General features: G+C 67.0%; 9 protein-coding genes. 4 read left to right on the forward strand and 5 right to left on the reverse strand.

The window, feature by feature from the left end:
• Positions 1-43: 43 nt before the first annotated feature.
• The 5 genes from atpD to DTQ71_RS18085 all read right to left on the reverse strand — a co-directional run bounded on the left by atpD (position 44) and on the right by DTQ71_RS18085 (position 5,567).
• Positions 44-1,462 carry a F0F1 ATP synthase subunit beta gene (atpD, locus tag DTQ71_RS18065; protein WP_109565703.1) on the reverse strand — a complete coding sequence of 473 codons (1,419 nt, stop codon included), beginning with the start codon at positions 1,460-1,462 and terminating at the stop codon, positions 44-46.
• 22 nt (positions 1,463-1,484) lie between these two features.
• A complete protein-coding gene (locus tag DTQ71_RS18070) occupies positions 1,485-2,354 on the reverse strand; it encodes a F0F1 ATP synthase subunit gamma (protein ID WP_109565704.1) in 870 nt (289 codons plus the stop codon).
• 9 nt (positions 2,355-2,363) lie between these two features.
• Positions 2,364-3,899 (reverse strand): F0F1 ATP synthase subunit alpha, encoded by a 1,536-nt coding sequence (atpA, locus tag DTQ71_RS18075; protein WP_109565705.1) that lies wholly within the window; start codon positions 3,897-3,899, stop codon positions 2,364-2,366.
• 1 nt (position 3,900) lies between these two features.
• Complete coding sequence (locus DTQ71_RS18080; RefSeq protein WP_342768139.1) at positions 3,901-4,461, reverse strand: F0F1 ATP synthase subunit delta; 561 nt, start codon at positions 4,459-4,461, stop codon at positions 3,901-3,903.
• Between the two features lie 305 nt (positions 4,462-4,766).
• Entirely contained in the window at positions 4,767-5,567 is an 801-nt protein-coding gene (locus tag DTQ71_RS18085; protein ID WP_109565707.1) for a class I SAM-dependent methyltransferase, read from the reverse strand.
• A gap of 59 nt (positions 5,568-5,626) precedes the next feature.
• Between DTQ71_RS18085 and gloB the strand changes: the two genes are divergently transcribed.
• From gloB to DTQ71_RS18105, 4 genes are all read left to right on the forward strand, one after another.
• Positions 5,627-6,388, forward strand: a complete 762-nt coding sequence (gloB, locus tag DTQ71_RS18090) for a hydroxyacylglutathione hydrolase (RefSeq protein ID WP_109565708.1) — start codon at positions 5,627-5,629, stop codon at positions 6,386-6,388.
• A 150-nt stretch (positions 6,389-6,538) separates the two neighbouring features.
• Positions 6,539-8,872 (forward strand): ATP-dependent Clp protease ATP-binding subunit ClpA, encoded by a 2,334-nt coding sequence (gene clpA, locus DTQ71_RS18095; RefSeq protein WP_109565718.1) that lies wholly within the window; start codon positions 6,539-6,541, stop codon positions 8,870-8,872.
• Positions 8,873-9,003: 131 nt separating this feature from the next.
• Positions 9,004-9,951: a M23 family metallopeptidase gene (locus DTQ71_RS18100; RefSeq protein WP_172500070.1), complete on the forward strand. Its 948-nt coding sequence runs from the start codon at positions 9,004-9,006 to the stop codon at positions 9,949-9,951.
• Between the two features lie 52 nt (positions 9,952-10,003).
• Complete coding sequence (locus DTQ71_RS18105; RefSeq protein ID WP_109565710.1) at positions 10,004-10,744, forward strand: SDR family NAD(P)-dependent oxidoreductase; 741 nt, start codon at positions 10,004-10,006, stop codon at positions 10,742-10,744.
• The last annotated feature ends 373 nt before the right edge of the window (positions 10,745-11,117 follow it).

Consider the following 11,117-nt stretch of genomic DNA (forward strand, 5'->3'; position numbering starts at 1 on the left):
GGGTCAGGAAAACGTCGTGTCTACACGGCGTCGCGGAGACGGTTCAGGCCGCCTCAGCCGCCATCCGCTCGGCCTTGGCCTTCACGTCGTCGATGCCGCCGACCATGTAGAAGGCGCCCTCGGGCAGGTGATCGTACTCCCCGGCGACGACGGCCTTGAACGACGCGATCGTATCGGCGAGCGGCACCTGCACCCCGTCGGAGCCGGTGAACACCTTGGCCACGTCGAAGGGCTGCGACAGGAAGCGCTGGATCTTCCGGGCGCGGGCCACGGTCAGTTTGTCCTCTTCCGACAGTTCGTCCATCCCGAGAATGGCGATGATGTCCTGAAGCGACTTGTAGCGCTGCAGAATGCCCTGCACGTCGCGCGCGACCTGATAATGCTCCTCACCGAGGATCTGCGGATCCATGAGACGCGAGGTCGAGTCGAGCGGGTCCACGGCCGGGTAGATGCCCAGCTCGGAGATGGCGCGGCTGAGAACCGTCGTCGCGTCGAGGTGCGCGAAGGTCGTGGCCGGGGCCGGGTCGGTAAGGTCGTCCGCAGGGACGTAGACGGCCTGGATCGAGGTGATCGAGCCGTTCTTGGTCGAGGTGATCCGCTCCTGCATGGCGCCCATGTCGGTGGCCAGGGTCGGCTGGTAGCCCACCGCCGAGGGGATCCGGCCCAGCAGCGCCGACATTTCGGAGCCGGCCTGGGTGAAGCGGAAGATGTTGTCGACGAAGAACAGGACGTCCGCGCCGGTCGCGTCGCGGAACTGCTCGGCCATGGTCAGACCGGTCAGCGCGATACGGGCACGGGCACCCGGCGGCTCGTTCATCTGACCGAAGACCAGCGCGATCTTGGAGTCGGGCAGGTTGTCGGGGGTCAGAACGCCCGATTCGATCATCTCGTGGTAGAGGTCGTTGCCCTCACGGGTCCGCTCACCCACGCCGGCGAAGACCGACAGGCCCGAGTGCACCTTGGCGATGTTGTTGATCAGTTCCTGGATGAGAACCGTCTTGCCCACGCCGGCGCCGCCGAACAGACCGATCTTGCCGCCCTTGGAGTAGGGGGCGAGCAGGTCGATGACCTTGATGCCGGTGACGAGAATTTCGGCCTCGGTCGCCTGATCCGAGAAGTTCGGAGCGGGCTGGTGGATGGCGCGATATTCATCGGCCTCGACCGGGCCCTTCTCGTCGATCGGGTCGCCGGTGACGTTGAGGATCCGGCCCAGCGTCGCGGTGCCGACCGGCACCTTAATGGCCTCGCCCGTGTCGGTCACGGACTGGCCGCGGACGAGACCTTCGGTCGAGTCCATGGCGATCGTGCGGACGGTGTTCTCGCCGAGGTGCTGCGCGACCTCCAGAACCAGGCGGTTGCCGTGGTTGTCGGTCTCGAGCGCGTTGAGGATTTCCGGCAGCGCGTCGTCGAACTGAACGTCCACGACGGCGCCGATGACTTGGGTGACTTTTCCGGTAGCCATGTGATGTCTCCGTTGCTTCGGTTCAGAGCGCCTCGGCGCCCGAAATGATTTCGATCAGCTCGTTGGTGATGACGGCCTGGCGCGAGCGGTTGTACTCGATGGTGAGCCGTTCGATCATGTCGCCGGCGTTCCGCGTCGCGTTGTCCATGGCGGACATGCGCGCGCCCTGCTCGGACGCGCCGTTCTCCAGCAGCGCCGAGAAGATCGCCGTGGCGACACCGCGCGGCAGCAGGTCGGCCAAGATCGCTTCTTCCGAGGGCTCGTAGTCGTAGAGAGCGCCGGTATCGGCATCCTCGGGCACCTCGAAGGGGATGATCTGCTGGGCGGTGGGCTTTTGCGAGATGACCGATTCGAACTTCCCGAAGAAGATCGTGGCCACGTCGAACTCGCCATCCTCGAAGCGCTTGAGGACGTCGGCCGCGATCTTGGACGCATCGCCATAGCCGATCCGCTTGACGTCGGACAGGTCGACATGGCCGACGAAAAGGTCCTCGTAGTCGCGGCGCAGCGCGTCGCGGCCCTTCTTGCCGACGGTAAGGATCTTCACCGTCTTGCCGGCAGTCTTGAGTTGACCGATCCGCTGACGCGCGAGCTTGGAGATGTTGGCGTTGAAGCCGCCGCAAAGGCCCCGTTCGGAGGTCATCACCACCAGGAGGTGGGTCTGGTCCGAGCCGGTCCCCGCCAGGAGGCGCGGCGCGCCCTCAGTGTCGCCGACCGAAGCGGCCAGCGACGAGAGCACGGCGTTGAACCGCTCCGAGTAGGGGCGGCTCGCCTCGGCAGCGTCCTGGGCGCGGCGGAGCTTGGCCGCCGCGACCATCTGCATGGCCTTGGTGATCTTGCGGGTCGACTTTACGGAGTCGATCCGATTTTTGAGGTCCTTCAGACTGGGCATCGGACCACCTTACGAGAAGGTCTTGGCGTAGGCGTCGATTTCGGCCTTCAGCTTTTCCTCAGCCTCGCCCTTGATCTTGGGATCCTCGTTCGTGATCCAGTCCAGCACCGCCTTGCCCTTGCCGCGCATGTGGCTGAGCAGGCCGGCTTCCCAGCGGCCGACATCCGAAACGGCGACCTTATCGAGATAGCCGCTGGTGCCGGCATAGATGACCGTCACGATCTCGGCGTTGGTCAGCGGCGAATACTGCGGCTGCTTCATCAGCTCGGTCAGGCGTGCACCACGGGCCAGCAGGCGCTGGGTCGAGGCGTCGAGATCGGAGCCGAACTGCGCGAAGGCCGCCATCTCGCGATACTGAGCCAGCGACAGCTTGACCGGACCCGCGACCGACTTCATCGCGTTGGTCTGCGCCGAGGATCCCACGCGCGAAACCGACAGGCCGGTGTTCACGGCCGGGCGGATGCCCTGGAAGAACAGGTCGGTTTCGAGGAAGATCTGGCCGTCGGTGATCGAGATCACGTTGGTCGGGATGAACGCCGACACGTCGCCGCCCTGGGTCTCGATGATCGGCAGCGCCGTCAGCGAGCCCGCGCCGAACTCTTCCGACAGCTTCGCGGAGCGCTCCAGTAGGCGGGAGTGGAGGTAGAACACGTCGCCCGGGTAGGCTTCGCGGCCCGGCGGACGGCGCAGCAGCAGCGACATCTGGCGATACGCGACGGCCTGCTTGGAGAGGTCGTCATAGACGATCAGGGCGTGCTTGCCGTTGTCCCGGAAGTACTCGGCCATCGCCGTCGCGGCATAGGGCGCCAGGAACTGCATCGGCGCCGGGTCGGAGGCGGTGGCGGCCACGATGATCGAGTAGTCGATCGCGCCGGAGGCCTCCAGGCGCTTCACCAGCTGCGCCACGGTCGAGCGCTTCTGGCCGACGGCGACATAAACGCAGTAGAGCTTTTCCGAATCGTCCTTGGCGGCGTCGTTGTAGCTCTTCTGGTTGAGCATCGTGTCGAGCGCGACGGCGGTCTTGCCGGTCTGACGGTCGCCGATGATCAATTCGCGCTGGCCGCGGCCGATCGGGATCATGGCATCGACGGACTTCAGGCCGGTCGCCATCGGCTCGTGCACCGACTTACGCGGGATGATGCCGGGCGCCTTGACGTCGGCCACGCGGCTCTCGGTGGCGTTGATCGGGCCCTTGCCGTCCAGCGGGTTGCCGAGACCATCGACGACGCGGCCGAGCAGTTCGGGGCCGGCGGGCACGGACACGATCGAGTTCGTGCGCTTGACCGTGTCGCCTTCCTTGATGTCGCGGTCGGAGCCGAAGATCACGACGCCGACATTGTCGCTCTCGAGGTTCAGGGCCATGCCCTGAATACCGCCCGGGAACTCGACCATCTCGCCCGCCTGGACGTTGTCGAGACCGTAGACGCGCGCGATGCCGTCACCGACCGACAGCACGTGGCCGACTTCGGCGACCTCGGCATCCTGGCCGAAATTCTTGATCTGCTCTTTGAGGATGGCCGAAATTTCGGCAGCCTGGATCGCCATGTTAACGGACCTCTTTCATCGTGTTCTGGAGCGCGTTCAGCTTCGCGCGGATGCTGGTGTCGATCATCTGGGAACCGACCTTGACGACAAGACCGCCGATCAGCGCCTCATCGACGGTGACATCTAGCTTGACGTCCTTGCCGGTCGACGACTTGAGCGCCTCGGCCAGCCGACCGCGCTGGTCGTCCGACAACTGGGTCGCGCTGCGGATTTCGGCGAGCACCTCGCCCTTCTCGTCGGACAGGCGGTCGCGCAGGACGCGGACCATGGCAGGCACGACGAAGAGCCGGCGCTTGGACGCCATCAGCGCAAGCACGTTGCGCATGGTCTCCGACAGGCCCATCTTTTCCGCCACGGCGGTGATCGCGGCGCCCTGTTCGGCACGGCTGATCACCGGAGAGGTGAGCACCTCGCGCAGGTCCTCGCTCTCACCGATGGCCGCGCCGAGATCGGCCACGTCCTGTTCCAGTTTACTCAGGCCATCGCCCTCGCGGCTGAGTTCGAAGACGGCCTGCGCATAGCGCTCGGCAATCCCCGTCGAAATCGAAGCTGGTTCGGACACGTCCACCCTTTCGACAGTCTTTCGGGCAGCCCCGGTCCCCCCGGCTCGCCCCTTTCGATCCGGCCCGCGTGAGGCCCGACCCCGAAATCGCGCTCCCTCTAGCAGAGGGTCTCGGACCCTGCAACTACGCCGCGCGCGTTGCCGCGCAGCGTTTCGTCGCAGTTTAATGGACGAACTGCTGCATTGCGGCGGACCGGCCCGCCGCGATGCAGCGGGGCGAGTCGCGCGCATCCGCCTCCGGGCGAATCTCTTCGGACGCTCCCGATGCCGCTCCCCGGCGGCACGGCACACCGCCGCGCAGCACCTCAGCCCGCGCGCGGCGGCCGCACGCGCAGACCCAACCGGGCCTGACCTTCGACGTTGCGCCCCGCCGCCGTCGGCTCCGGCACGCCTTCCAGCACGCGCAAGGGCCGCTGGACCCGCTCGGCCAGGCCGGTGCGCGGGCGGGCGGGCACCTGCTTCGACACCTCCAGAAGCATGACCCCGCCCCCGCCCGACCGCGACAGCCGCTGGCCCAGCCGCTCCGCCAGCCCGCCGAAGCGCAGCCAGAACTTGCTCTCGCTGGGCGGTGCGAAGAGCGCAGCCAGATGACGCTCGGGGATGAGCCCCGCCGCCGTGACCTGTGCCTCCAGCTGGCGCCGCGAATAGGGCCGCCCGAATCCGAAAGGCGTCCCGTCGCGCCGCGCCCAAAGACCCGAGCGGTTCGGCACAACGAAGACCGCCCGCCCCCCGGGGCCCAGCACCCGGGCGCATTCATCGAGAAGGGCGTTAGGATTCTCCGACGTCTCCAGCCCGTGCAGCAGAACGAGTCGGTCCACCGACCCCGTCTCCAGCGGCCAGAGCGTCTCCTCGACCAGGACCGAGACGTTCTCCATGCCGGCGGGCCAATGCATCACCCCTTGCGGCGCGGGCATCAGCCCGATGACCCGGCGGGCGTCCGGCAAGAAGGGCCGCAGCAGCGGAACGGCGAAGCCGAACCCCGCCACCGTGCGCCCCTTCACTTCGGGCCAAAGCTCCACCAGGCGGTCGCGGACCGCCTTCTGCGCGGCCCGACCCAGGCGCGTCCGGTAATAGAAGTGCCGCAGATCGAGCACATCGAGATGCATGTCAGCCCTTGTTATGGCCTCATTCGCCGTCATCCTTATCGTGCAAACCGGAGAATACCATGACCCTCGCCCCCAGCCTCGTGACGATCCCCTGCCTGAAGGACAATTACGCCTTTCTTTTCCGCACGGGCGACCGAGTCGCGGTCGTCGACGTGCCGGAAGCGGGGCCGATCCTGGCCGCGCTGGAGGAGCGGGGCTGGTCGCTGACCGACATCCTGCTGACGCATCATCACTGGGACCATGTCGACGGCGTGGCCGATCTGGTGGACGCGACCGGCGCGAAGGTCTGGGGCAATGCCGAGGACGCGGCGCGCCTGCCCCCGCTCGACCACCCCATCCGCCCCGGCGAAACGATCCGGCTTGGCGACGACGAGGCGCAGGTCTGGGACGTGTCGGGGCACACGATCGGGCATATCGCCTATGTGTTCGACGACGTGGCCTTTACCGGCGACAGCCTGATGGCCGCGGGCTGCGGCCGCCTGTTCGAGGGCACGCCAGGGCGGATGCACGAAAGTCTCTCGCAATTCGCCGCGCTGTCGGACGCGGTGCTCATCGCGTCGGGGCACGAATATACGGCCTCCAATCTCGCCTTCGCGGCCACCCTTGAACCCGGCAATCCGGCGCTTAATTCTAGGGCAGCCGAGGTCGCGGCCCTGAACGCGGAAGGGGCGCCTTCCGTGCCGTCGACCCTTGGCGAAGAACGCAGCACCAACCCGTTCCTGCGCAGCCATGTGGACGCGATCAAGGCGGCGACGGGGACCATCGGAAAAAGTGACGCAGATACCTTTGCCGCGGCTCGCCGTGCAAAGGATGCCTTCTGAGGCATCGTTTATCGTCGCTTGCGCATCACTGGCAGGTCACTGTTAGCGGAGACAGGTCAGAAAAAGGTTGAAGCCCGTTGGACGACAACCAAAACTTAAGGAGACGCGGCCCATACTCCCATGTGCTGCCGACGGCTGAAGGAGAACATCATGCCCTCGTTCTCGAATACTCTGGAACAAGCCATCCACGCGGCCCTCGCGCAGGCCAACGCGCGCCGTCACGAACTGGCCACCCTGGAACACCTGCTGCTTGTCCTGATCGATGAGCCCGACGCGGCCCGCGTGATGCAGGCCTGCGGGGTGAATCTCGAAGAGCTTCGCCAAACCGTGGAGGAGTTCATCGAGGACGACCTTTCGACCCTCGTGACCGAGGTCGAAGGCTCCGAAGCGGTGCCGACCGCCGCATTCCAGCGCGTGATCCAGCGCGCCGCCATCCACGTGCAGTCCTCTGGCCGCACCGAGGTGACGGGCGCCAACGTGCTCGTCGCCATCTTCGCCGAGCGTGAATCGAACGCCGCCTATTTCCTGCAAGAGCAGGACATGACGCGTTACGATGCGGTCAACTTCATCGCCCACGGCGTCGCCAAGGATCCCGAATTCGGCGAGGCGCGCCCCGTTCAGGGCGCGGAAGAGCCGGAAGAGCAGGCGCAAGGCAGCGAGAGCGGTCCCAACCCCTCCGAAAACCGCGAAAGCGCGCTGGCCAAGTATTGCGTCGACCTCAACAAGAAGGCGTCAGAAGGCGATGTCGATCCGCTGATCGGCCGCGACCACGAGGTCGAGCGTTCGATCCAGGTGCTCTGCCGCCGGCGCAAGAACAACCCGCTGCTGGTGGGCGACCCGGGCGTTGGCAAAACGGCCATCGCCGAGGGTCTGGCCTATAAGATCACGCAAGGCGAAGTGCCCGATGTGCTGGCCGGCGCCACGATCTACTCGCTCGACATGGGCGCGCTGCTGGCGGGCACCCGCTATCGCGGCGATTTCGAGGAGCGGTTGAAGGCCGTCGTCACCGAGCTCGAAGAACATCCCGACGCGGTGCTGTTCATCGACGAGATCCACACTGTGATCGGCGCGGGCGCCACCTCCGGCGGCGCGATGGATGCCTCCAACCTCCTGAAGCCCGCGCTTCAGGGCGGCAAGCTGCGCACCATGGGCTCCACCACCTACAAGGAGTTCCGTCAGCACTTCGAGAAGGACCGCGCGCTCAGCCGCCGGTTCCAGAAGATCGACGTCAACGAGCCCTCGGTCGAGGATACGGTGAAGATTCTGAAGGGGCTCAAGAGCCGCTTCGAGGATCACCACTCGATCAAATACACGGCCGACGCCATCAAGTCGGCGGTGGAACTGAGCGCGCGCTACGTCAACGACCGCAAGCTGCCCGACAAGGCCATCGACGTGATCGACGAGGCCGGCGCCGCCCAGGCACTGGTGGCCGAGTCGAAGCGTCGCAAGACCATCGGCGTCAAAGAGATCGAGGCCGTCGTCGCCAAGATCGCCCGCATCCCGCCCAAGAACGTCTCCAAGGACGACCAAGAGGTGCTGCGCGACCTGGAAGGCTCGCTCAAGCGCGTCGTCTTCGGTCAGGATCCGGCGATCGAGGCGCTCGCCTCGGCGATCAAGCTGGCCCGCGCGGGCCTGCGGGAGCCGGAAAAGCCCATCGGCAATTACCTGTTCGCGGGTCCGACCGGCGTCGGCAAGACCGAGGTGGCCAAACAGCTCGCCGATACGCTCGGCGTCGAGATGCTGCGCTTCGACATGTCGGAATACATGGAGAAGCACGCGGTCTCGCGGCTGATCGGTGCGCCTCCGGGCTATGTCGGCTTCGACCAGGGCGGCATGCTGACCGACGGCGTCGACCAGCACCCGCACTGCGTGCTGCTGCTCGACGAGATCGAAAAGGCGCATCCGGACGTGTTCAACGTGCTGCTGCAGGTGATGGATCACGGCAAGCTGACCGACCATAACGGCCGGGCGGTGGATTTCCGAAACGTCATCCTGATCATGACGTCGAATGCCGGCGCCTCGGATGCGGCGCGCGCGCCGCTCGGTTTCGGTCGTGACCGGCGCGAGGGCGAGGATACCGCCGCCATCGAGCGGACCTTCACGCCCGAGTTCCGCAACCGCCTGGACGCGATCGTCAGCTTCGCGCCCCTGCCGAAGGACACGATCCTGCAGGTCGTCGAGAAGTTCGTCCTACAGCTGGAGGCGCAGCTTCTGGACCGCGGCGTCACCATCGAACTGACCCGCGCCGCAGCCGAATGGATCGCGGACAAGGGCTACGACGACAAGATGGGCGCGCGCCCCCTGGGCCGCGTCATCCAGGAGCACGTCAAGAAGCCGCTCGCCGAGGAGCTTCTCTTCGGCAAGCTGGCCAAAGGCGGGCTTGTGAAGGTCGGCGTGAAAAACGGCGAGTTGGAGCTGCGCATCGAGGAACCGGGCGCGCCGAAAATCTCCAACAAGAAGCCGCCGCTGCTGACGGCCGAGTGATCGGCGCTCTGCCCAAGCGCTCGCAAGGAAGGCCCCCCGCCGTGGGGGCCTTTTCGCGTTCCAGCCCTGGGCCGGGGATCGAGGGCCGAGCCCTCCGCACCTCTTCGGTCGAAGGCCTGGCCGCCTCGGCGATGACGCCGAGGCGCCTCTTTAGAAGCGCGGCGCTCACCATGGCGGCGCTGATGCTCGCGCATGCGGCATCGGCCCAAGACATTACGCTGCGTTTTCCGCTCGACTGCCGCCTCGGCGAGACCTGCTTCATCCAGCAATATGTCGACACCGATCCCGGCCCGGGCGCGGCCGACCACAGCGGCGGCCCGCTCAGCTATGACGGCCATCGCGGCACCGATATCCGCGTCGCCGATCTGGAGGCGATGGCGGCCGGTGTCCTCGTCCTCGCACCCGCCGATGGCATCGTGCGCGCCACCCGCGATGGCGTCCCGGACCGCATCATGGCCGACCCGTCCGAGGTCGCGGGCCAGGATTGTGGCAACGGCATCGTCCTCGCCCATCCCGGCGGATGGGAGACGCAGCTCTGCCATCTAGCCCAGGGTTCCGTCCGCGTGACGCAGGACGACCGAGTGCGGGCGGGCGATCCGGTCGGGCGCGTCGGGCTGTCCGGCCGCACCCAATTTCCCCATGTCCATCTGTCGGTCCGCCGCGATGGTGCCGTGATCGATCCGTTTCCCGCCGGACTCTGGCAGGATCCGCCGGACTATCAGCCGGGAGGCTTCCTCTCCATCGGCCTGGCGGACGCCGTCCCCAGCTTCGAGGCCGTCAAGGCCGGGACGGCCGATGCCGCCCGCCTGCCCGTCACCGCCCCGGCGCTCGTCGTCTGGGCCTATCTCTTCGGCGGCCGGGCGGGCGACACGATCCGGCTGCGCATCCAGGGCGTTGAAGAAGAAGAGATCTTCGCTCACGAGACGAGGCTGGAGCGCACCCAGGCGGAACTCTTCCGCGCGGCGGGGCGGCGGCTCACGGCCGCGCAATTGCGCGGCGGGCTCTATCGCGGCGAGGCAGTGCTGCTGCGGGACGGTGTCGAGATCGACCGGATCGAAACGACTATCCCCATCCGTTGACGCGGGCCGCGCACCCGGCCATCCCTGTCCGGCATCACCACCGGAGGATCCCATGACCGATCGCATCGCACTCATCACCGGCGCCGCCCAGGGCATCGGCCTGGCCTGTGCCGAGGCCCTGGCCGAAGACGGCTGCCGCGTCGTCCTGGCCGACCTGAAAGAGAGCGTCACCGAAGAGGCCGCGCGCCTCGGAGGCCATGGCTATGTCTGCGACATGGGGGATCCGGCCCAGATCGCCGACCTCTTCGACCGAATCGAAGCCGAGGTCGGCCCGGTCTCGGTGCTCGTCAACAACGCGGGCATCGCGATCGGCGCGGACTTCCTGGAGATGTCCGAGGCGCAGTTCCGCAAGGTGCTGGACGTCAACCTCGTGGGCGTGTTCCTGGCCACGCAACGCGCGGCCCGGACCATGGTGGCGCAGGGCATCGAGGGCGCGATCGTCAACATGTCCTCGATCAACGCCCAGGTCGCCATCCCGCAGATCGCGGGCTACTGCGCCTCCAAGGGCGGCGTGATGCAGTTGACCAAGGTGGCGTCCCTGGCGCTGGCGCCCCACAACATCCGCGTGAACGCGGTGGGGCCGGGCTCCATCGACACGGAGATGATGGCGTCCGTGAACGCCGACCCCGCCGCTTTCGACCGCGCCATGTCCCGCACGCCGCTCAAGCGCCCGGGCACCGCCCGCGAGATCGGCGACGTCGTGGCGTTCCTGGCCTCGCCCAAAGCCAGTTACGTGACCGGAGAGACGATTTATGTCGACGGCGGACGGCTGGCGCTGAATTACACGGTCTGACGCCGGGGGCGCGGGGGCGTGGCCCCCGCGCGGCGGGCTGGTGGGCTGGTGGCTCGGGTGGGGGCTTGCTGTGGGCGGCGGTGTAGGTGGCCCGGGCGGGATTTGAGTATTTTTGGCCAGAAGAAGGAGGGGCCGGGCGCGGTGCCGGTGCGGGGGCGCGGGCGGGTTTCGTTGCAGGATCGGGGGGGCGCGGTCGCGGGGGCGTGAGGGTCCGTCGCGACGCCGTGAGGGGCGTGCGGAAGGGCGGGCAATCTGTGCGCAGGCGCGCGTAGATATGCAGTATTTCACGGTTTCGTTCGTTGATCGTGAGGGCTCAGAGGCGCATATCCCCCTCATCGGCACCGGGCAGACGCCCACCGCCAAGGACACACGG

It is taken from the genome of Jannaschia seohaensis, assembly GCF_900116765.1.
GTDB classification, from domain to species: Bacteria; Pseudomonadota; Alphaproteobacteria; order Rhodobacterales; family Rhodobacteraceae; genus Jannaschia; species Jannaschia seohaensis.